Source organism: Pseudescherichia sp. (assembly GCF_032052675.1).
Lineage (GTDB): Bacteria > Pseudomonadota > Gammaproteobacteria > Enterobacterales > Enterobacteriaceae > Pseudescherichia.
Map to the genome: position 1 here is coordinate 100,617 of NZ_DAMBWA010000012.1, position 21,832 is coordinate 122,448.

Annotated in this window: 19 protein-coding genes; 6 read left to right on the forward strand and 13 right to left on the reverse strand. The window is 53.3% G+C overall.

Annotation, left to right across the window (positions count from 1 at the left end; translation table 11 throughout):
* The first annotated feature begins 20 nt into the window (after positions 1-20).
* A complete protein-coding gene (locus tag RTX96_RS16035; protein ID WP_103818694.1) occupies positions 21-2,303 on the forward strand; it encodes a hybrid sensor histidine kinase/response regulator in 2,283 nt (760 codons plus the stop codon).
* On the opposite strand, the gene RTX96_RS16040 is transcribed toward RTX96_RS16035, so the two are convergent.
* Positions 2,304-2,672, reverse strand: a complete 369-nt coding sequence (locus RTX96_RS16040) for a phosphonate C-P lyase system protein PhnH (protein WP_103818693.1) — start codon at positions 2,670-2,672, stop codon at positions 2,304-2,306.
* Positions 2,673-2,790: 118 nt separating this feature from the next.
* Positions 2,791-3,126, reverse strand: coding sequence for a zinc ribbon domain-containing protein YjdM (locus RTX96_RS16045; RefSeq protein ID WP_103818692.1), 336 nt, complete (start codon positions 3,124-3,126; stop codon positions 2,791-2,793).
* Between the two features lie 610 nt (positions 3,127-3,736).
* On the opposite strand from RTX96_RS16045, the gene crfC reads away from it, so the two are divergent.
* Both crfC and RTX96_RS16055 read left to right on the forward strand, forming a co-directional pair.
* The gene (gene crfC / locus RTX96_RS16050) at positions 3,737-6,082 is read left to right on the forward strand and encodes a clamp-binding protein CrfC (protein WP_312671544.1); all 2,346 of its coding nucleotides are present in this window, start codon (positions 3,737-3,739) and stop codon (positions 6,080-6,082) included.
* A gap of 2 nt (positions 6,083-6,084) precedes the next feature.
* Positions 6,085-6,969 (forward strand): diguanylate cyclase regulator RdcB family protein, encoded by an 885-nt coding sequence (locus RTX96_RS16055; protein WP_312671545.1) that lies wholly within the window; start codon positions 6,085-6,087, stop codon positions 6,967-6,969.
* A 40-nt stretch (positions 6,970-7,009) separates the two neighbouring features.
* On the opposite strand, the gene kdgT is transcribed toward RTX96_RS16055, so the two are convergent.
* Complete coding sequence (kdgT, locus tag RTX96_RS16060; RefSeq protein WP_103818689.1) at positions 7,010-8,011, reverse strand: 2-keto-3-deoxygluconate transporter; 1,002 nt, start codon at positions 8,009-8,011, stop codon at positions 7,010-7,012.
* A 674-nt stretch (positions 8,012-8,685) separates the two neighbouring features.
* Between kdgT and proP the strand changes: the two genes are divergently transcribed.
* On the forward strand, positions 8,686-10,188 hold the full coding sequence (proP, locus tag RTX96_RS16065) for a glycine betaine/L-proline transporter ProP (protein ID WP_103818688.1): 1,503 nt from the start codon (positions 8,686-8,688) through the stop codon (positions 10,186-10,188).
* A gap of 152 nt (positions 10,189-10,340) precedes the next feature.
* On the opposite strand, the gene RTX96_RS16070 is transcribed toward proP, so the two are convergent.
* The 8 genes from RTX96_RS16070 to RTX96_RS16105 all read right to left on the reverse strand — a co-directional run bounded on the left by RTX96_RS16070 (position 10,341) and on the right by RTX96_RS16105 (position 16,881).
* Positions 10,341-11,297, reverse strand: coding sequence for a nickel/cobalt transporter (locus RTX96_RS16070; protein ID WP_312671546.1), 957 nt, complete (start codon positions 11,295-11,297; stop codon positions 10,341-10,343).
* Between the two features lie 90 nt (positions 11,298-11,387).
* The gene (locus RTX96_RS16075) at positions 11,388-11,675 is read right to left on the reverse strand and encodes a hypothetical protein (protein WP_103818686.1); all 288 of its coding nucleotides are present in this window, start codon (positions 11,673-11,675) and stop codon (positions 11,388-11,390) included.
* Positions 11,676-11,694: 19 nt separating this feature from the next.
* Entirely contained in the window at positions 11,695-13,392 is a 1,698-nt protein-coding gene (locus tag RTX96_RS16080; protein WP_312671547.1) for a hypothetical protein, read from the reverse strand.
* Positions 13,389-14,129 carry a hypothetical protein gene (locus RTX96_RS16085; protein ID WP_103818684.1) on the reverse strand — a complete coding sequence of 247 codons (741 nt, stop codon included), beginning with the start codon at positions 14,127-14,129 and terminating at the stop codon, positions 13,389-13,391. The genes RTX96_RS16080 and RTX96_RS16085 overlap by 4 nt, the downstream gene beginning before the upstream one ends.
* A 94-nt stretch (positions 14,130-14,223) precedes the next feature.
* Positions 14,224-14,571: a DUF4870 family protein gene (locus tag RTX96_RS16090; RefSeq protein ID WP_103818683.1), complete on the reverse strand. Its 348-nt coding sequence runs from the start codon at positions 14,569-14,571 to the stop codon at positions 14,224-14,226.
* A gap of 365 nt (positions 14,572-14,936) precedes the next feature.
* Positions 14,937-15,419: a cold-shock protein gene (locus RTX96_RS16095; protein WP_103818682.1), complete on the reverse strand. Its 483-nt coding sequence runs from the start codon at positions 15,417-15,419 to the stop codon at positions 14,937-14,939.
* Positions 15,420-15,508: 89 nt separating this feature from the next.
* Positions 15,509-15,754 (reverse strand): DUF2543 family protein, encoded by a 246-nt coding sequence (locus RTX96_RS16100; protein ID WP_103818681.1) that lies wholly within the window; start codon positions 15,752-15,754, stop codon positions 15,509-15,511.
* 101 nt (positions 15,755-15,855) lie between these two features.
* A complete protein-coding gene (locus RTX96_RS16105; RefSeq protein WP_312671548.1) occupies positions 15,856-16,881 on the reverse strand; it encodes an LLM class flavin-dependent oxidoreductase in 1,026 nt (341 codons plus the stop codon).
* A 270-nt stretch (positions 16,882-17,151) separates the two neighbouring features.
* Between RTX96_RS16105 and RTX96_RS16110 the strand changes: the two genes are divergently transcribed.
* Both RTX96_RS16110 and catA read left to right on the forward strand, forming a co-directional pair.
* On the forward strand, positions 17,152-17,718 hold the full coding sequence (locus RTX96_RS16110) for a DUF4142 domain-containing protein (RefSeq protein ID WP_312671549.1): 567 nt from the start codon (positions 17,152-17,154) through the stop codon (positions 17,716-17,718).
* A 293-nt stretch (positions 17,719-18,011) separates the two neighbouring features.
* Positions 18,012-18,689 (forward strand): type A chloramphenicol O-acetyltransferase, encoded by a 678-nt coding sequence (gene catA / locus RTX96_RS16115; RefSeq protein ID WP_312671550.1) that lies wholly within the window; start codon positions 18,012-18,014, stop codon positions 18,687-18,689.
* Between the two features lie 106 nt (positions 18,690-18,795).
* On the opposite strand, the gene RTX96_RS16120 is transcribed toward catA, so the two are convergent.
* Both RTX96_RS16120 and RTX96_RS16125 read right to left on the reverse strand, forming a co-directional pair.
* Complete coding sequence (locus RTX96_RS16120) at positions 18,796-20,724, reverse strand: bifunctional diguanylate cyclase/phosphodiesterase (protein WP_312671551.1); 1,929 nt, start codon at positions 20,722-20,724, stop codon at positions 18,796-18,798.
* A gap of 17 nt (positions 20,725-20,741) precedes the next feature.
* A complete protein-coding gene (locus RTX96_RS16125; RefSeq protein ID WP_103818676.1) occupies positions 20,742-21,236 on the reverse strand; it encodes a molybdopterin-dependent oxidoreductase in 495 nt (164 codons plus the stop codon).
* Positions 21,237-21,832: the final 596 nt, after the last annotated feature.

Consider the following 21,832-nt stretch of genomic DNA (forward strand, 5'->3'; position numbering starts at 1 on the left):
TTTTCTTCCCGGAGCGTGATATGCCGCAGCAAGGAAGTCACTTTTTCGCCAGCGCGCGCGGGCGCCTGCTCATCTTTAACCTGCTGGTGATGGTAGTAACGCTGATGGTCAGCGGGGCGGCGGTACTGGGGTTTCGCCACGCCAGCCAGCTCCAGGAGCAGGTGCAACAGCAGACGCTGGACGATATGACCGGCAGCATGAACCTTGCGCGGGATACGGCGAACGTAGCCACGGCGGCAGTCAGGCTATCGCAGGTGGTGGGTGCGCTGGAGTATCAAGGCGAAGCCGAGCGGCTGAAGGCGACCCAGGCGGCCCTGCGGCGCTCGCTGGAGCAGCTGGCCCACGCGCCGCTGGCACAAAGCGAGCAGCAGCTGGTAGAACGCATCATTCAACGCAGCAACGAGCTACAGCACAGCGCAACGCAGATGCTGGAGCGGGGACACCGCCGCCATCTGCAGCGTAACGCGCTGCTCAGCTCGCTCTATCAAAACCAGAGCTATCTGCGTCAGATCCAGCGCATCAATCTGCGCGACGGCGGCAGCGTGCCGGATGCCCGGCTGCTGGATGAGATGGACCGTTTAATCAGCGCGGCTATTCAGACCCCTTCACCGCGTCCAACGGTGGCGGCGCTGGATATGATTGTGATGCAGCTGCCAGCCCGCGCCAGCCAGCCCGTCATCAACACCATACTGAGCGACTTTACCGCCGAGCTGCGCAAGCTCGGGCCGCTCTCTTTACAGCTTGAGGAGAGCGATCTGGCGATCAGCTGGTACATGTACCATATCAAGGCGCTGGTGGCCTTTTTGAATACGGATATTAACCAGTACGTTGAGCGCGTTGTGGACGTGTCGCAGCAGCGTACCGATCAGAGCCACCGCGAGCTGAAATCCATTATCCTGTTTATTATTGCCTTCGCGCTGCTGGCCCTGGTGATCACCGGCTTTGCGGGCTGGTATATCTATCAGAATCTTGGATCAAATCTAACCGCTATCTCCCGGGCGATGACCCGGCTGGCGCGCGGTGAGCAGGATGTTTCGGTTCCGGCGCTGCAGCGGCGGGATGAGCTGGGGGAGCTGGCGCGTGCGTTTAACGTCTTTGCCCGCAACACCGCCTCGCTGGAGCACACGTCCCGGCTGCTGCGGGAGAAGACCACCCAGATGGAGATTGACCGCACCGAACGACAGGGGCTGGAGGAGGCGCTGCTGCACAGCCAGAAGATGAAAGCGGTGGGGCAGCTGACGGGTGGTCTGGCGCACGATTTTAATAACCTGCTGGCAGTGATTATCGGTAGCCTGGAGCTGGTCAGCCCCGGTTCGCCGGATGCGACCCGCATCAGCCGGGCGCTGAAGGCCGCCGAGCGCGGGGCGATGCTCACCCAGCGTCTGCTGGCGTTTTCTCGCAAGCAGTCCCTGCACCCGCAGGCGGTGGCGATGCAGCCTCTGCTGGAAAACCTGAACGAACTGCTGCGCCACTCTCTGCCTGCGACCCTGACGCTGGAGATTGAAGCGCAAAGCCCAGCCTGGGCGGCGTGGATCGACGTCGGACAGCTGGAGAACGCCCTGATCAACCTGGTGATGAACGCCCGCGACGCGATGGAGGGGCGGAGCGGCGTTATCCGTATCCGTACCTGGAACCAGCGGGTCACGCGTAGCGATGGACGTCGCCAGGATATGGTGGCGCTGGAGGTGTCCGACCACGGCTGCGGCATGTCGCAGGCGGTAAAAGCCCAGGTGTTTGAACCCTTCTTTACCACCAAGCAGACCGGCAGCGGTAGCGGCCTTGGGCTATCGATGGTCTATGGATTTATCCGCCAGTCGGGCGGACGGGTAGAGATTGAGAGCGCGCCGGGGCAGGGGACGACGGTGCGGCTGCATCTGCCGCGCGCATTGGGACAGGCTCCCGACGTGAGCGAGCCTGAATCTATGCCCGAGGGTGATAGCACCGACCGCCTTATTCTGGTTCTTGAAGATGAAGCCGACGTACGCCAAACGCTGTGCGAGCAGCTACACCAGCTTGGCTACCTGACGCTGGAGGCGGAAAACAGCGAGCAGGCCCTGGCGCTGCTGGCCGCCGCGCCGGATATTGACGTTCTGCTAAGCGATCTGATGCTGCCGGGCAGGCTGAGCGGTGCGGAGGTCGTGCAGTATGCCCGCCAGCACTATCCTGAACTGGCGCTGCTGCTGACCAGCGGCCAGGATCTGCGTCCGACAGACAACCCCGCTCTGCCGGACGTTGAGCTGCTGCGTAAACCCTTTACCCGCGCCCAGCTGGCTCAGGCGCTGCGCAAGGCGCAGAAGCGCTAATCAGCGCACTTCGACATGGGTCGAGCGGGGAATAGCCATCAGACGTTCGCCGCAGGTCAGGAGCAGATCGACATCCGGCGAGAAGGGGGGCAGACGTTCGCTAAGCTCATGAACGATGCGTTCCGGCAGCTGGGGCGCCACCATCCGCTCATCGGCGATGCCGTTGCCGGTCAGGCGCAGCATACGTCCGCCGCTCAGGCTGGCAACCTGTAAAATCAACGGGGCGCGGCTGCTGGCGGTTAACGTCAGCAGGACGTTAGCGAGATCGAGCGGCTGGCACTCATCGTTAAGCGGGCTGAAGGTAACAATAACCCCCGGCTCACTCATGGCTTTAGATAGACGGCGAAAATGGTGTTGAGCACCCTGCATGGACGACCTCCGGTTAGAATCGTCCTATCCTGGCCGCTGAGTGTGACATATGAGTTAAGTTACCGTTACCGAATAATGAAGAGGGTGCCAGCGCTGTCTAAAAATGGGGCGTCGGACGTTAATTCTTTTTAACGAATTCTGATTTAAGCTTCATCGGGCCAAAGCCGTCGATTTTGCAATCGATATTATGATCGCCCTCGACGAGGCGAATATTTTTAACCTTTGTGCCGATCTTCAGCATTGAGGAGCTGCCTTTAACCTTGAGATCCTTAATTACCGTGACGCTGTCGCCCTCCGCCAGCAGATTACCGTTAGCATCTTTGACGATTAATTGATCGGCCTCGGCTGTGGCTTCGCTTTCAGTCCATTCATAAGCGCACTCCGGACAGATGAGCAGGCCGTTATCTTCATAGGTATACTCAGAGTGGCATTTCGGGCAGTGGGGAAGTGACATGGTACGATCCTCGCAAGGTCTGGCAACGCGGACGCACGGCCCGCAAAAAGCTCGGCAATAGGCCGGGAAAAGGGGGGATTATACACTAATACCTTACAGTTGTCGGTGCTATTATTTTTATCTCAAGGCAGAGAAAAATGTGCAGGCTTGACACAACCTGTCACAACCGTAAGCGATGCTAGCGGTATGACGCAGAAGGAATAGGTTTATGTATGATATTTAGAATATTTTTCGGGGGAAATTGCCACTTTTCACCAATTCAGATATGGTGAGATGAAGCACAGAGCGTTATTCGCGACGGCATCTTGCACCCGCTAACTCCTCTGCCGAAGGGGGTTTCTTCCCCCCAAATTAGGTGGGTAAATATACGAAGATATATCCTGGTTGTACATAAAAATGCGCTACGCTCTCTAATCGCTCTGGCTTCTTGGTCCGGAACGAAAGATCTGTCGATGAGTTGAGACAAAAATATTTATTTTCCTGAGCGTCATCAGGCGATTATCTTTTTTAGATATTTTCCACACGTAATTATAAAAGCCGAAACTTTACTAAATAAATAGCACGGCTAAATAAAAGTAAGAAAAATTTGCGTTAAGGAAAGACTTTCATCATGCACACACAGACAATTTTCGAATTGAGCCAAGAAGCCGAGAGGCTGTTACAGCTTTCACTGCATAATCTTCAGTCGGTGCAGGCCATACCTATGGCAACGCTGGATGAGTCATTGTCTGCCGGGGATAGAGACACGACCAACGTGCTGCCGCTGCATTTTAGCGCCCGGGGCGTGGAGGCTCAGTACGCCACCCTGGATAACGAGTTGCGGAAAATTACCCGTCTGGAGATGGTGCTGGCGATTGTCGGCACGATGAAGGCGGGAAAATCGACGACGATTAACGCCATTGTCGGTACCGAGGTGTTACCCAACCGTAACCGGCCAATGACGGCCCTGCCGACCCTTATTCGCCACACGCCGGGACAGAAAGAGCCGGTGCTGCACTTTTCCCACGTTGGACCGATCGACGCGCTGACCCAGCAGCTTCAGACGCGGCTATTTAACGTCGATCGCGAGCGACTGGCGCAAAAGCTGGAGATCGACAAAGATATGACGACGCTGCTGGAACGTATCCAGCAGGGCGATGCCTTTGATAAACACTATCTGGGCGCGCAGCCCATTTTCCACTGTCTGAAGAGCCTGAACGATCTGGTGCGCCTGTCAAAAGCGCTGGAGGTCGATTTTCCCTTCTCCGCCTATACCGCCATTGAGCATATTCCCGTGATTGAGGTTGAGTTTGTACACCTCGCCGGGCTGGAGAACAATATGGGCCAGCTGACGCTGCTGGATACTCCCGGACCAAACGAGGCCGGGCAGCCCCATCTGCAGCAGATGCTAAACGAACAGCTGGCGCGGGCTTCGGCAGTATTGGCAGTGCTCGACTATACCCAGCTTAAATCTATCTCGGATGAAGAGGTTCGCCAGGCGATCGCGGCGGTAGGCAAATCGGTACCGCTCTATGCGCTGGTGAATAAATTCGATCAGAAGGATCGTAACAGCGACGATGAAGATCAGGTCCGGGCGCTGATCGCCGGGACGCTGATGAAAGGCAATATCAACCCGGGGCAGATCTTTCCGGTCTCCTCAATGTGGGGCTACCTGGCGAACCGCGCCCGCCATGAGCTGAACCTGCGCGGCAAGCTGCCCGATCCCGATGAGCAGCCGTGGGTGCAGGACTTTGCCGAAGAGGCGTTAGGCCGTCGCTGGCGGCTGGCGGATCTCGACGACATCGCCCACATTCATCATGCGGCGGAGCTGCTGTGGGAGGATTCGCTGTTTGAGCAGCCGATCCGCAAGCTGCTCCACGCCGCCCATGCCAACGCCTCGCTCTACGCCCTGCGTTCGGCATCCCATAAGCTCTTAAACTACTCTCACAGCGCCAGCGAGTATCTTGATTTCCGCTATCAGAGCCTGACCGTGGCGTTTGAGAAGCTTGAGCACAATATTGCCCGTCTCGAAGAGGATATGACCCTGCTGAAAAGCTGTCAGGAGCGGGTAAGCGATGAAGTTAACCATGAGGTTGACGAGGCGCTGGCCGCGGCGGACGTTTTCATCAACGGTCAGCAGGCCGATATCATTAGCGCGATCGACAGCTATTTTAAAGATGGCACGCTGATGGAGATGGCCAACCTGAGCTTTGCCAGCCTCCATCAGGACGAGGAGTTTGGTCCAGGCAAGCTGGTGCTGGAGGAGGAGGGGCAGGCGCAGATCGTGCTGAGCAAAATCCGCTCCGCCTGCGAAGTGATCCTGCTGGCGGCACAGGAGAGAATTGGGCGTGAACTGGCGCTGCGTTTTGACCAGCTGGAGAATACCCTGACTCGCTCCCTGCATGATGCCATGCGTCCTATCGAAACGCGCATTAAAGAGGAGCTCAGCCATACCGGGTTCCGGGCGCGCATCAGCCTGCCCGCATTCCAGGCCAGCACCCTGAACTTTAATACGCGCCAGCTTTTTGTTGATGCTATTGCCTCTGAGGATCTGCCGGTCGGGCAGTCGCGCGTTAGCGGTGTACGCGAGTCGATGTCACGCTGGCTCAACAATCCCGGCTGGGGGTGGAATGACTATGTGGTCACCCGCACGCGTTATGTTATCGATGTTTCACTGCTGCATAAGAATTTGATCGCCCATGTTGCGCATTTTTGTGCACAAATTCGTAAAGCTTTGGCGGCACAGGTCGATGTTTCAGTTACGGCGGGGATGGCCACCTTCTTTGCCGAATTTTCGCTGAGTCTTTCCGGACTGCAGGAGAGCCTGCGTGACAGTCTGGCGATCCGCCAGCAGAATGCGTCATCGGTAATGGCGCTTCGTCAGCACCTGAAGCAGTGTATGACGACGGCGACATGGATCCATGAGGATGCCCGCCTGTTACGCGATGATATTCAAACCCTATTCGCGGCAGACTAACCATGAAAAATCGACTACTGGACGGACCCGGAAGTACGCTGGAGTGTATCCATCCGAAGTTTATCGTCGATCTGGTGCTGGGCATTGATGCTCCCCGCCAGGCGCAGATCGTGCCGCAGCAGCAGCTGTTACGCGATCGCCTGACGCAGGAGATCATGAACCAGACGCAGCTGCGTCCGTGGGCTATGGCCGGCGTCTTTACTGAGAACGACGCCCTGCGCCTTGGCCTGGCCGAAAAGCTGGCAAGCATGTTCGATCCGGGCCAGCTTGCGCTCTCGCGCATCACTCAGCGGCTGGCTATGCTCCAACACAATGCCGAGCGCCGTCCCGCCGCGTCTGCCGCCTTGCCTGTGCAGATTGCCGAGCTGCATAAGCACTTCAGCCAGCGCGCTGCGTGGAAAGAGAAAGCCTTAACCCAGCGCGGTCTGATGGTGCAGGCGGGCGTGCACAGCGAGCAGATTTTTACCCGCTGGCGTGCCGGCAAATATAACGGCTGGTCTATGGCCGGGCGCTGCTACATCGCCCTTGAGGAGCTGCGCTGGGGCGCGTTCGGCGACGCCTGTCGCCTGACCAGTCCGGAGGCCTCCTCGCTGCTGAAGGACAATCTCCGGGCTATGGCCGCCGATTTTCTGGCGCAGGGGATCAACGCCTCGCCCGCCACGCGTCACTTCTATCATCAGTGGTTAACGACGCCCACCACGCCGGGCCTGATGGACTATAAAGATATGCTGGGCTGGCTGGGAGACTGGTGCGACGCGGATCGTCACCCGATATGCTGGACTATTACTCAAAGCTGGCAAAACGTGGCGCTGGGAATGCCGAGACTCTGTTCGGCAACGCGACTGGCAACGGCGATGGTGGATGAGATCTTCGGGGAGAGCGTGTAACCCCTCCCGGCTGGCAGGAGGGGCTGAAAGAAAAAGCGGCTTAGTGATGTAACGAGTCTGCTTCTATTGCCTTCTCTCTACTCACCGCACTCTGCGGTTCGCCAAAGCGTCGTGCATAGAGTGCCGTAATAATCGGTACCAGAATCGCCGTCACAATCACGCTTGCTGCTACCAGCGCCGTCGCTGACGCCGCCACCGGTTCAAACGCCGGGTTGATCTGGGCGATAATGACCGGGTTTGCGACTGCCGCACCCGCCGCTGACGAGGCCGCGACACCTGCCGTACCGTTACCGCCACCAATAAACTTGTCAGCCAGGATCAGCGGGATACCGGTAATAATAATCACCGCCACGCCGAGGACGATACCCAGCAGGCCAGTGTCCATAATCACTTTCAGGTTGATGGTGTTACCCAGCGCGAAGCCGAAGAATGGGATCAGTACCGGCGTCGCCTTGCTAAAGAACGCTCTCAGGTCGTGGTCGAGGTTACCCAGCGCAAAGCCGATCAGGAACGGCAGCACCGCGCCGATAAAGTGGTGTGGCTCAAAGGAGGCCAGGCCAGCTGAGCCAAGGATCACCATAGTCATCAGCGGGCCGGACTCCAGCGACATCAGAACGAACGCCCCGGACTCCTCTTTAGTGCCGTACTGGTTCATCAGGCTGGCATAGAGACCGCCGTTAGTCATATCCATCGCGGAGACAATCGCCAGCACGGAAATCCCGGCAAAGAAGCCTGTCTGAATGCCCTGCTCCGGAATAAAGCTGGCGGCAATCATCGCCACAAGCCATGCGACGGCAATTTTGGTGAGCACCAGGGTTCCGGATTTACGTAATACCGTACCGGTAGCGCGTAAATCAATGGAGGCCCCAATGCAGAAAAACCAGACGGCCAGAATCGGTACCGTACCGGAAATCATACCCTTGGTGAATGAACCGAAATAGGCACCGGTATCGGGTGCTAAAGTATTTAAGATCGCACCGAGCAGCAGCGGGACTAGCATCATCCCACCGGGGATGCGTTCAATTGTGGCCTTGATTTTCATTATGAACCCTCACTTCTCATCACGCTACACGAGCGAGAAAATAATAGTTTTATTTTCAATTGGTTAAGGCATCCTGGCGTTGAGGCCTTCGATATCATTATGCAAATCGAACCGGGAAAATCGTGGCTGGCATGGCCCCCCTCGCTCCTCCTGGCGCGTTAGAACTGCGGCTATGATGCGATCTTTGGAATATCGATTCAATGAAAATAAAACAGTGTTTTAGTTATCTTCGTCACATATTTCGCGTAAAGATTTATAACGCATCGATGAGGGAAAATAAGTGTAAATACCTTGTAAAAATGAGAGTTTTAAATTGCTAGCGTTGAAATAATTAGCTGAGTTATTGATGGAAAATGTATGTGTAGCCATATTTTATATTTACTGGTGCAGCCTGGCGGTTAACGGCGCCTCGATTTCCAAAGGTGGCGGAAATAGATTAACCGCACTCTTTGTGTGAAGTTGATCACATTTTTAAACCCTGTTAATGTTAATAGCTCGTTAACTGCCCAATCAGGCGTAAACAGGTTTAGTTGTACAGGCTTTAATCAGGATGAATATCTAAACCTGCTACTCTTGAAGAGGGATGCCACGGCATCCTGAACGTTTAGCATCACCATAGAGGCGCATGCCTTCCTGGCCAGGCGATTAAGGGCGCAAGTCAAAAGAGGATAAAGATGCTTAAAAGGAAAAAAGTTAAGCCTATTACGCTGCGTGATGTCACCATTATTGATGACGGTAAGCTGCGTAAGGCTATTACCGCTGCTTCGCTGGGTAATGCGATGGAGTGGTTTGATTTTGGTGTGTATGGCTTTGTGGCTTACGCGCTCGGTAAGGTTTTCTTCCCGGACGCTAACCCTAGCGTACAGATGATAGCTGCTCTGGGTACGTTCTCAGTTCCCTTCCTGATCCGACCGCTCGGCGGACTGTTCTTCGGTATGCTGGGTGATAAATACGGCCGTCAGAAGATACTCGCCATCACCATTGTGATTATGTCGATCAGTACCTTCTGTATCGGGTTGATACCCTCTTATGAAAGCATTGGTATCTGGGCACCGATCCTGCTGCTGGTCTGTAAGATGGCTCAGGGCTTCTCGGTAGGGGGCGAGTATACCGGCGCATCGATATTCGTTGCCGAATACTCTCCGGACCGTAAGCGCGGCTTTATGGGCAGCTGGCTGGACTTCGGCTCCATCGCCGGTTTCGTGCTTGGCGCGGGCGTAGTGGTAGTGCTCTCTACCGTTGTCGGCGAAGAGAACTTCCTTGATTGGGGCTGGCGTATTCCATTCTTCCTGGCGCTGCCGCTGGGGCTGATTGGCCTCTACCTGCGTCATGCTCTGGAAGAGACGCCTGCGTTCCAGCAGCATGTGGATAAGCTGGAGCAGGGCGATCGCGAAGGGTTGCAGGATGGACCGAAGGTATCGTTTAAAGAGATTGCGACTAAGCACTGGCGCAGCCTGCTGGCCTGTATCGGTCTGGTGATCTCAACCAACGTCACCTACTACATGCTGCTGACCTATATGCCGAGCTACCTGTCGCATAACCTGCACTACTCGGAAGATCACGGCGTGCTGATTATCATCGCCATCATGATCGGGATGCTATTTGTCCAGCCAGTGATGGGACTGCTAAGCGACCGCTTTGGCCGTCGTCCGTTCGTTATTCTGGGCAGCGTCGCGCTGTTCTTGCTGGCGATCCCGGCCTTCATGATGATTAACAGCGACGTTATCGGCCTGATTTTTGCTGGTCTGCTGATGCTGGCGGTGATCCTCAACTGCTTTACCGGGGTGATGGCCTCCACGCTACCCGCGATGTTCCCGACGCACCTGCGCTTTAGCGCCCTGGCCAGCGCCTTCAACATATCGATTCTGATTGCGGGTTTGACGCCGACGCTGGCGGCCTGGCTGGTAGAGAGCACCGAGAACCTGATGATGCCAGCCTACTACCTGATGGTCGTGGCAGTGATTGGCCTGATCACCGGCGTTACGATGAAGGAGACGGCTAACCGTCCGCTGCGCGGCGCCACCCCGGCGGCATCGGATATTCAGGAAGCGCGTGAGATCCTGCAGGAGCATCACGACAACATCGAGCAGAAAATTGAGGATATTGACGAAGAGATCGCTGAGCTGCAGAAGAAGCGTTCGCGACTGGTCGATCAGCATCCGAAGATTAACGAGTAAGTTTCAGTACTCAGTAAAAAGCGGGCCGAGGCCCGCTTTTTTTATTAATGGGTAGTCTGAATGGGTAGGCCGGGTCAGGCTTTAGCCGCCACCCGGCGTCAATGACAACGCCTGATGGCGCTACGCTTATCAGGCCTACATTATGTCTGCTCTTAGCAACCCGCCGCGATGTAGTCCCCGTTGGCGCTAACTGGGATCACGGTTAAAAACAGCACGGTGGCAAACAGAATTAACGCCACGCCGCCCGTAACCTTCAAGGCTGGAACCAGCCATGCCAGACGCTGTGCCTCGCCGCCAAACAGCGCCGCCGTACGTCCGCGGGCGTAGCGGACCGCCAGTGAGAGGCCCATAATCGACAGCGCCGTACCGAATGACATTGTCATAACGGCGGCAATTCCCCAGCTTACAATCCCCAGCGCGTTAGAGAAGAGCAGGATCATAATCGCCCCGCTGCACGGGCGAGCCCCGATCGCCAGAATAACTCCCAGCCGGGTCTTCCAGTCACCCTGCGTCGCCATGCCTACACCGTGATGGCAACAGCCGCAGTCTGGTGCATGCTGATGCCCGAGCGGCGTCAGGGAGGCGATACGCATCTTACGCGGCCTGAGGCTCTTCAGCGCCCGGTAAATAACGTATGCGCCAAAGCCGCCAATCATCAGGGCGCTGATTTTCTCAACGTACCAGCGGCTTTCGCTCAGGTTGCCCGCCGCCAGGTTAAAGCCGACGGCCAGGATAAACACGAACAGGATCGCGCTGACGCCCTGCATCAGACTGCCAAGAAACGGCACCACTCGGGTAGCCAGCGGGCTCTCCTGATTAGTGCTGAGATAGGTGGCGACAATAAACTTACCGTGGCCCGGTCCAATCGCATGCAGCACGCCATAAAGAAATGCCCCGGTCAGCAACCACAGGCCGCCGCTGTACTGGTGATTATTGAGCTGTAGCAGGTACATCACCAGATAGCGGTGGAGGGTAATTTGCGTGCTCAGGCACCACTGAATGAACGCACCCCAGTGGCTGTACAGCGTGAAGAGAGCAAGGAGCGCGGTAAGCAGAAGCATTACCGCGCCGGGAATACGCCAGTGTCGGGTAAGCAGTTGCGTAGTCATAGGCCGCCAGTCGGGTGAAGAGTTGCCGAATTATAGTGCATGGTGCGGCATTTTCTGCAGGAAGGCTACCTGAGGCGTTTGTTAACCCGCCTAGTCTTTCTGAATAATCAGACGTGAATAGGTGGTAGTTTTGGTGGGATCCGTTTGCGAAAGCGTACCAACCTGGTCAGTGACCTGCACAATTTTCCAACCCTGTTTCGCCAGCTCCGGAATGGTGCCTTTTACGCCACCGCCGCAGGTGAACAGGGTGCTGTCATCGACATTACCCTGATCGCTTGCCAGCGCATTTACCTCACGCGAACCGCACACATGCGCTTCTCCGGCGTACACCGATGCGCTCATACCGAGTAAAACAGCAACTAATACGCTTTTTTTCATTTCTGCCTCGCTTCGTTAATTATTGATTTCCAAGGGGAAGAGCGTTTTCATGCGTGCTATAGCCGAAATCAAATCCGCCTAGCGCGGTTTCCCGCAGATATTGATTCATGGGATAGCTATAGCTTTGCCCAATACTGACGGCGTGAACGATACGTAATAACGACTCGCCGCGCAGAAACAGGGGTTCATCGGTGATAGTAATTTTCGCACCCTGCAACGCGTTTTTTAAATCCTGATAGGCCGGAGAGACGGTGATGCTGTTATTCATGTAGCTGAACATCACCAGCAGACCCGAAATCAGTGCCACGGGGAACACCAGCGGATGGTGATTAAGCACGCGCGCGGTACGCGAGGATTTTCTGCTTAAGATGGCGGCGGTCAGAGGAACGAGGATTAAATAGAGCAGTTTTGCCAGATGGGTGAGCGCACCAATTAGCGAGAAGATCAGCGCAACAGGCGGCACAATTACCGCGCGTGCGGCATCCTCTCCCTGCTTTTCATTCTCCCCACCGATGCTATAACTGCGTAAGGAAGCACGCAGTTTCGGTAACTGCTGTTTCACCGCCTCGTTAAGATGGGCAGCGTGCAGCTCAAGGGCAAAAAGTTTGAGCCCATCGTTTAGGGGATACTCCTCGCGCACCAGCGTGCCTGCCGGCAGCAGCAATTTTTCGCGGAGAGATTTCTGTACCACTTCCTGGCGGAAAAAGACGCCCCAGTCGAGGCGTTTGGGGATCGTCACCCCGTTGAAAACAACGGTCCGCTGGGCGAGATATTGCTGCCTGACCGTTTTCGCCACTGCGGCATCAAAGCCAGCACGATCCGATGGCGACCAGTTATTGGCTACCGGCACGCCCTGGGCGCGGACATTGCTGCGAACGCTGGCATAGTAGCGTCTGGGGACATTCCAGGTTCTCAGCCCCTTAGCGCGCAGCGAGCGTTCATACCGTTGCCAGGCTTTTTCCTGCTCGCGGCGGGTTGGTTCGCTGATATCCATCTCGTCGTTGTAGTAGGCAACATACTGTTTGTGGACTGCTTCCCGTGCCTGGAGCCAGGCTTTGTAAAAGCCAAGCAGCCCGCCCTCCCTGGCGCTGATGCTGTCACGCAAATTTTGTTCCGCGCCGCTTTTCAACAGCTCATGATAACGGTCAACGGAGCTGAGCAGGATCGGCAGCATCGCCAGAAATGCCTTTCCTGACGGGCTGCTCCAGGTTTGCGCCTGACCACCGTGGCTATCGAGCGGAATGCCCTCCAGCGTCTGGTGTCCATCAATCAACGATTGTTGGTAGAGCTGCGCCAGGAGAGACATCTGGCGGAACTCCCCCGTGCTATTAGAGACCTGGCGCTCAATAAACCACTCCACAGCATGCCACGTTACGGTGCCGGTGAGCAGACACAGGCAAAGCACCGCGCCTATGCTGACCTTAGGCGACAGAGAGAGGTTTTTCCTCCTCAGTCTGGCGATGCCTACAAGCGCAAATTGTAACACCAGAAGCGCTGCGGCAATGGCAGTTAAGGTTCTGCCGTACCGCTCCATGTTGTGAACCTCTTCTGCCGTTGAGATACTGCCTACCAGATCCAGCAGACGGGAATTGAACGCCAGTTCACAGATGAGATAGGTGAGGGTGATGCCCATCACCAGCCAGTTTTGCCAGGCGGGGAGAGGGGAGCGTTTGATCCCATCCCGCACCTGTTTATCGCCCAAAACCTGCTCCGTCATGACTTAATACCCAGGCTTGTCTGGCGGGTTTTTGTTGGCTGGTAGATTTCAGTGGGCAAGGAGTTGTCCAGCTCAGGCTGAGCGACCTTCGGCGGCAGCGGCTCTGCGGCTTTTACCTGGGTGCGTTTCGTTGGTTTGGCCGGGGCCTGAGATTTGGCCTTGCGGGAGGATGTGGTTTTATTCGCGGTGTTATTCTGAACGGTTTTTGTTTGCTGAACCGGGAGCCGACGATGATAAACCTCACCATGCTGCCAGTTGAACTGTTCGATGCGGTTATCGACTTTAAAATTGAGCTGTAGCTTATCCGCGCTGGCCGTCACGTCCGGCCCGATATCGCAAATGCCTGTAAATGCCCACTCCTGGGAGCGCGTATTCTGTAGATCGACCAGACGATACTGTGCCGGGCAGGCGGGCGTAGCCACCTTCAGCAACAGCAGCGTATGCCCTTCGATCTGATACTGATTGATGATCCTCACCCAGCTAACCCCTTCCAGCGGACGCTCAATCATCAGATTGCTCCACTTCAGGCTATAGCGGCCATTCATCTCCCGAAGCGCACCTTTTGAGCCATCGGCCAGCGTAAACTGACCAACTTCGTTGCCCAGCACGCTCGCCAGATCGGGGTTAAAAAGCATCTTACCGTTTTTATCGTAACGGACAGAGCAGCCGTTTAACACAAGCGCTAGCGAGAGAATCAGTAGCGTTCGCAGAATGAAGTTGTGTGGTGACACGATCATCTCTTGGTTCCATTTGTGTTCGTGATTTTACCAATGCAAAAAAGTTATCAATGTCGCCATTGATAACTTTTTGAAGGGGATAGACGTAATGGCGTTAGGCTTTCGGCAGTTTGCCTTCGCCAAGACGGCTCATACCCTTAATAATTTTGATTAATGACCAGATAAACCAGACAAGGCCAATAATCATACCGATAACAAATACCCATGTCAGAGCCGCGACAATCATCACGACAAAGCTGATCCAGAAGAGTTTGATCAGGTAGTTAAAATGCTCTTTCTCGAAGGGCGTCGCGCTGGAACGATTAACATAGGCCATGATCACGCCAACAAGCGCCGCTAACCCGCCAGTGAAATAGCTGACGATAAACAGAATATAAATAATTCTGATTGTAGTGATTTTTGAATTTTCGGCGAGCGGTGAGTTTTGCAGCTGTTCTGACATAGAATATACTCGTGATTTTAGTTAAGGTGTAAAGTTGCTGGTGTTTCGCTGTATTGCGACAGCCGAAAATCGCCCGTCGTTAAACAGAGCTGACAATAGAAAGGGCGGCGATCTCAAATTTAAATTCGCAAGGAATTTAACATCTCCATATCATCAGTCAATATCTAATTTTTTTGCTTTATACACGCTTTACGCCTTTAACAGGCTATACGGGAAAGGCAACTACCATATATGGTGAGGACGTGACGGGGCGCAGGAAAATAGTGCTGACGTTGTTACGTGTTTTATTTGCGAAATAAAGTTCTGCCGAAATTCTGCTTAGGGTATAGCGCAGGATTTCGGCAGCCGCGTTGGTCTGAGTAACGTTAGACCTTAAGCATTTTTACCGTGGCATCGATATCTATCTCATCTTCCGAGAAGATCAGCGTCGTACCCTGGAAGGTGGTGATCGCCAGCTTTTTCAGCGAGCGCATTTCGCCCGGCTTGATGTCTGACTTTGGTCGGATGCTGTTCATCAGGATACCCACCGACAGCACCGGATTCTCTTTATCGATACCGGCATCAGCAGGCACTTCTTCGCTGTAAACCACGTAAGACTTGATCGAAGTGAGTTTGATGCGCTCGCCTGCAATGTAGATATACTTGCTTTCCGGGGCAACCTTCACCGCGTACGCTGACAGGCCCTTGTTATTGGTGGTGGGCTCGAACGTCACCGCCGCATCTTTTTTGATCAGCTCAGGGTTGGCGACCTTAATCACATGAAAATAACGGTTATCCCCGTTCTCATCTTTGATAAATCCAAAACCTTTATCTTTAAACCACGTTGTGATCGTTCCGTTCATCGCCATTACCGCCTGATTAATCGTTTATCTACTCAATTTTTGCAGCGCGCAGTGTAAAGCACAATGCCTGCGCAGACTACGTCTTTGAACAGATGCTACTCGTTGCCCCATCGATTCAGAAACTCTGCGATCTCATCGATACGTTCTGCATCAATGCTCGCTTCGAGGGCCATCTCGCGCTGTGCCTCTTCACTGATCTCTTCGTTATTCATCAAACGGGTGATCAGCAGCTCGAAATAGCGCGCCAGGGCGTCACGTTCGGACTCACCTACGGGCTTAGCGGCTTCCGTCGCATACTCATCCGCAATGTCATAATACTTCAGGGGTGTTTCATTACTCATAAAGCGTCTCCAGAGCTTAAGCCTGCACAGTTGCTGCATAAACTATAACGCCTCGCATGCTGTAAAGCACGCGAGGCGTTTTGTCCTGCCGGGTTGCGGTTTTAGTCGCGCCAGCCCATCGCCGGCGCCACGTGCTTCAGGATGGACTCGATAACATGGGCGTTGTACTCCACGCCGAGCTGATTAGGCACGGTCAGCAGCAGGGTATCCGCTTCGGCGATCGCCTCGTCCTGCTTTAGCTGCGCGATCAGCTTTTCAGGCTCTGCGGCATAGCTACGTCCGAAAATCGCCCGCGTTTTCTCATCGAGGAACCCGATGCTGTCGCTTTCGTTACGGCTTGAACCGAAGTACATTCGGTCGCGCTCATCCATCAGGGCAAAAATGCTGCGGCTAACCGAGACGCGTGGCGTACGGGTATGGCCCGCGTCTGCCCAGGCTTCGCGATAGGCCCGGATCTGTTTTGCCTGCTGAATATGGAACGGTTCGCCTGTCTCATCGTCCTTCAGCGTCGAGCTTTGCAGGTTCATGCCCAGTTTCGCGGCCCAGACGGCGGTGGCATTCGAACCGGCGCCCCACCAGATACGATCCCGCAGACCCTCCGAGTGCGGCTCAAGGCGCAGCAGGCCCGGCGGATTCGGGAACATCGGCTGTGGATTAGGCTTGGCAAAGCCTTCGCCACGCAGCACGTCCAGCAGCACCTCGGTGTGGCGGCGGGCCATATCCGACTCATTTTCTCCTTCGGACGGGGCATAACCAAAATAGCGCCAGCCATCGATCACCTGCTCCGGAGAGCCACGGCTGATACCCAGCTGCAACCGGCCGCCAGAGATTAAATCCGCCGCACCGGCATCTTCCGCCATATAGAGCGGGTTCTCATAGCGCATGTCGATCACGCCGGTACCGATTTCAATCCGGCGGGTTCTCGCGCCCACGGCTGCCAGCAGCGGGAAGGGGGAGGCGAGCTGGCGGGCAAAGTGGTGCACCCGGAAATAGGCGCCATCCGCGCCCAGCTCTTCGGCGGCAACGGCCAGATCGATGGATTGCAGCAGCGCGTCAGCGGCCGAACGGGTTCCGGACTGCGGCGATGGCGTCCAGTGACCAAATGACAAAAATCCGATCTTTTTCATGGCGTTTATCCCAGCTTCAGAGAAATAGGCGGCAGACCGGGGCCTGCTTTCGATACGCCTACTTTACGCGTTACATAGTGAGAATAAATGCCATTTGTTTAACGGAATTGGTCAAATAAATTGATGGAATGGAGAGAGGGTAACGGCGTTAACCTGCGGCCTTAAATCGTTCATCCACTATACTGACCATTGCAGTTGTCATTTATCTACAAGGCTGCGCACGGTTAATTACCTCACACAAACCGTACCCATGACCATCTGGAGAATAACATGCAAAAGAGTAAAACCTTGAAAGGGCTGCTGGCCATATCGGTAGCAGCCGCTATGTTCAGCGCTGTAGGCGTACAAGCCCAGACGACGAGCGCTGCGCAGAGTAACACCGTAGGCCAGACCGGCTCGATTGCCAAGCTCGACTCTGGTGACGAAAAAGCGTTGAAGGACATGGCGCAGGCCAACATCAATGAAATCGCTGCCGCCAAGATCGCGCTGAGCAAAGCCCAAAGCAGCGAAGTCAAAGCATTCGCTCAGCAGATGGTTAATGACCACGGCGGTGCCTTGACCAAAGTACAGGCGGTCGCCCAACAAAAAGGCGTAACGCTGCCGACTGAGCCGGATGCCATGCATAAGACTATGGCCGCCAATCTGGAAAAGCAGAGCGGTGACGCATTTGACAAGATGTATATGGAAAACGCCGGTACCAAGGATCACCAGATGGTGCTGTCGAAGCTGCAGAGCGATGCCAAAATGATCAAGGATCCGGATGTGAAGGCCCTGGCCGACGCGCATACGCCAGTCGTTGAACAGCACTTAAAATCCGCGCAGCAGATAAATAAATAGGTTTTCGGAGCAGACAGCGCTTGCGCTGGCCCGCAGGCGAGTCGCAGGGATGCGACGAGTCACCGAACCAAAGACACGGGGATGTTAAAGCTCGTTCTAAAGGGTAAGGATTCAAGCACTCTACTTTTAGTATCTGATATACTAAATGTTTTAGGTCTCCTTCCCGCGAGCATAAGGATGCGCTACTCTCAAAAATGCGCTCTCTGCCAAAACGGGTTGGGCCATATATTTTTTTTAATACACAAAAAATTAGATTGACGTCTGATAGATAATTTATAATCAAAGGTTAAAAAATGGAAAAAACAACCCCGGAATATACGCCTGTTGACATGTCTCGTTGGGCAAGAAGGGAGCATTTTGAGGTATTTCAGTCGTTTGCCCAATGTACCTTTAACCAAACCGTCCTGCTGGATATTACCGCGCTGCTAAAGCATATAAAGCAAGCTGGCTGGAAATTTTATCCTACTCTTATTTTTCTTCTTTCTAAAGTCGTAAACAATCATGCGGAGTTCCGTATGGCCATAAAGGATAATGCGCTTGTTATATGGAATGAGGTTCATCCAAGCTACACGATTTTCCATAAAGAAACCGAGACTTTTTCTTCATTATGGAGTCACTACGATGGCAATATTCATCACTTCCAAAAAATTTATTCTGAAGACACCACAACGTATTGTGATAACCTCTCTTATTGGCCTAAGGCGGAATCGCGGGAAAATGTATTTTTTATATCAGCTATTCCTTGGGTAAGTTTTACCAGCTTTAATACCAATGTAGCTCATATGAAGAACTTTTTTTCCCCCATGTTCACTCTCGGGAAATACTACAAACAAGGTGAAAAAACATTATTGCCTCTCGCCGTTCTGGTACATCACTCTGTGTGCGACGGTTTCCATGTGGCAAGGTTGATCAATGAGTTACAAGAGATGTGTGATGACATAGCGCACCTTTCAGAGGCACACAGTTTTTGATGCGTCAGAACGCTTTAAGGCCGCCCTTTATATAGCGTAGGCAGCAGAGATAGCGGTCATGCCTGTGCTGCGCTATGAATTCACAGGCAGGGAGCACATTTTCCCTTTAACCGTTTTTGATTTTCTCATCTACATAAGGCTGAGGTTTACCGAACAGATAGCCTTGTGAGAAATCACAGCCCAGCATCTGAAGGCTTTCCAGCTGCTCCTTCGTTTCAACACCTTCCGCAACGGCCTTCATATTGAGGGATTTTGCCATGCCGGTGATGAGCCTGATGATATTAAGGGCGTCTTCCTGTGTTGATATCGAATGCACGAAGGACTTGTCTATTTTGATTTTATCGAAGGCAAGTTTGCTGAGGCGCGAAAGAGAAGAATAACCGGTACCAAAATCATCGATGGAGATCTTCACCCCCAGTCCTCGCAGCATGTTAAGCGTATTCATCGGCGTAGTGCTCTCTATAAAGAGAGAGGATTCAGTCACTTCCAGTTCAAGACGCTCAGCGGGGAGTCCCGTTTCGTTCAGAATGGACAGCACTATCCCAGCAAAGGCTTCGCTGCTTAGTTGAACAGGAGAGACATTCACTGAAATTTTAGCTGGGATCGCCCAGGAGGCGGCCTCCCGGCAGGCTATTTCAAGCACCGATTTCCCCATCTCGTTAATCATTCCTGTTTTCTCAGCCACAGGAATAAAGCTGTCCGGCGACAGGAGGCCCTTCAGAGGATGCAGCCAACGAATAAGGGCTTCATAGCTGTAAATTTCCCGGCTGAATGAATCGACAATAGGCTGATAGTAAACCACGAACTCCTTGTTCACTAACGCCTGTGCCATATCATGCTCAAGGGTGCGGCTTTCTTGCAGTTTTTCTAACATCCACTGGCGGAAGACTTTTATCTTACCCGCGCCTTCATTTTTGGCTTCATAAAGAGCCAGATCGGCAAATTTGTAGAGATAGTCGGAGCGGCGTTCAGTGTCTGAGATAACAATGCCGACACTGGTGGTTATATTGATAATCGTATTATAAAGCGTGTAGGGCTGGCTGATAGCATCGATTATATTTTGCGCTAGTGAAACGGCACAACTCTCCGTCAGGCCACTCGAGATAAACGCAAACTCATCACCGCCTAAACGGGAAAGCGTATCGGAAATCAGGCCCATCGAAATCAGGCGGTCTGATATCTGGCGTAATAACATATCGCCGACATCATGACCATACGTATCATTGACCTCTTTGAATCGATCCAAATCAAACAACATCACAACCACAGAATTATTGTTTTTTACTGCGCTCTCGATGGTTTCATTCAAATTCCCCCAGAAAAAATGGCGGTTATTCATCTGTGTCAGTGAGTCATGGAAGATGTCATACTCCAACTTTGCATTTTGGGCTTGCAGTTTTTCTTTAGATTCTTGCAGTGCATCAGCAAGATTCTGCACCTGAAGATGTGTCTTCAGAATATTTCTGTTTTGATAAAATACCAGTACGCCAAGTATCGCACTCATTATGAGCAGCAATAACGATGTGGCTGAGTAGATATAGTACAGCGCTTTGATTTTGAGATTGGCGTCATTAATCAGGTTGATATCTTTATCTAAAGCGCCGGATGACAGACTCCCCAGCTGGGCATTAAGCGTCTGCATTTTTTTCAGATAGTCCTGGAGTTCTGAGCGGTTCATTTTCTCAAGATGAAGATCCAGATACTCAAGCGTCTTCTCAAGCTGTAAAGCCAGAGTATGATGGGCCTTATTACTCTCTATATAATTCCTCAGATCACCTTCTTTCATTAAATCGCTCTGGCTGAGCATAAGATCGAGACGCATACGCACATCATCCAGCGGCATCGTCTCATCGATAGTGTAAAGGCCAAGCATCGATTCAAGCCGATAATACTCTGAGACTATCTGTGCAGCAGACCACGCAGCGGCGTAGTGGGTCAATTTTTGCAACTCTTGTTGCCTTTCATGCACAAGAAAGGAGATATATCCGGTAGATATAAAAAGGAAACAGATGATGCCAGCCAGAATTCTGTTCATGTTGGTCTTCTGACCCCTTACTCAATATTCATTCTACTGACCTGCCAGGCCGATCTTGAATAATAGATCTGATTATTTAGCTCCGGCTTGCTGTCATAAGGGTAAACAACAAATAACGGGCCTTTATCACGGATGCGCATATATTCTCCGTTGATTTTTACAGCAAGGATGACATTGTGTTTCTTAAAATCACTGAGAGGGATTTCAGTGGTGTAGTCATTGAGCGCAGTGACCTTAACAACAGAACCTTTCGCCCCGACATAGTCCATGAGCTTTTGTAGTGGGATACCCGTAAAGGTAGTGCGCCCATCATACCAGGGAGACGTCGTCTGAAAGCTGACCATACCCAGTTTCTCAAGGCTAGCGAGATCAAAGACGGCTTTTCCACCTTCATTGGTATTTTTGATATTACCAGACAGCGTTAAAAGGACTTTACCGGCAGGTCTGGAAAGCTCGCCTGCCCAGACCGGTGTGAAGAGCATAAAGCTTAACAGCATAACAATTAACCGCATTCTGACCTCATATATCGACCGGATGTTAAAGAATTATAATTTAGTTACTGTGTTATTTATATATGCGCCCGATCTATTGTTGCGGTTATGATTTAACCAATGCTTTCCTCTATTAAAATCAGGGGGTTAATGGATTTTTTTTCGTATCGATCGTCCAGGGCCGAGGCCTGTATATGATATACAGGAAACAGCGTTGAACCTGCGCAAAAAAGCAGCCTGAATACTTAGCGCAAATAAACACACAGCAATATTGAGGTTTTTTTAAAGGTCGGTAACTGCTCAAGAGAAATGCTGAGGCGGGATGGCAGAAGCAGGGCGAGTCGCGGGGACGTGACGAGTCATTGAACGCAGTTCGATGGAGAGTCCGTTCCCCGGAACGAAAAACCCCCGCCAAAGGCGAGGGTTAAGAATAGTGGTGCCCGGACTCGGACAAAAACGCCGGGAGCGTTTTTGAACAGCGCTTGCGCTGGCCCCGAAGGGGTGAGCCGCCTGCGGCGAATAATCGAACGCAGTTCGATGGAGAGTCCGTTCCCCGGAACGAAAAAACCCCCGCCAAAGGCGAGGGTTAAGAATAGTGGTGCCCGGACTCGGACAAA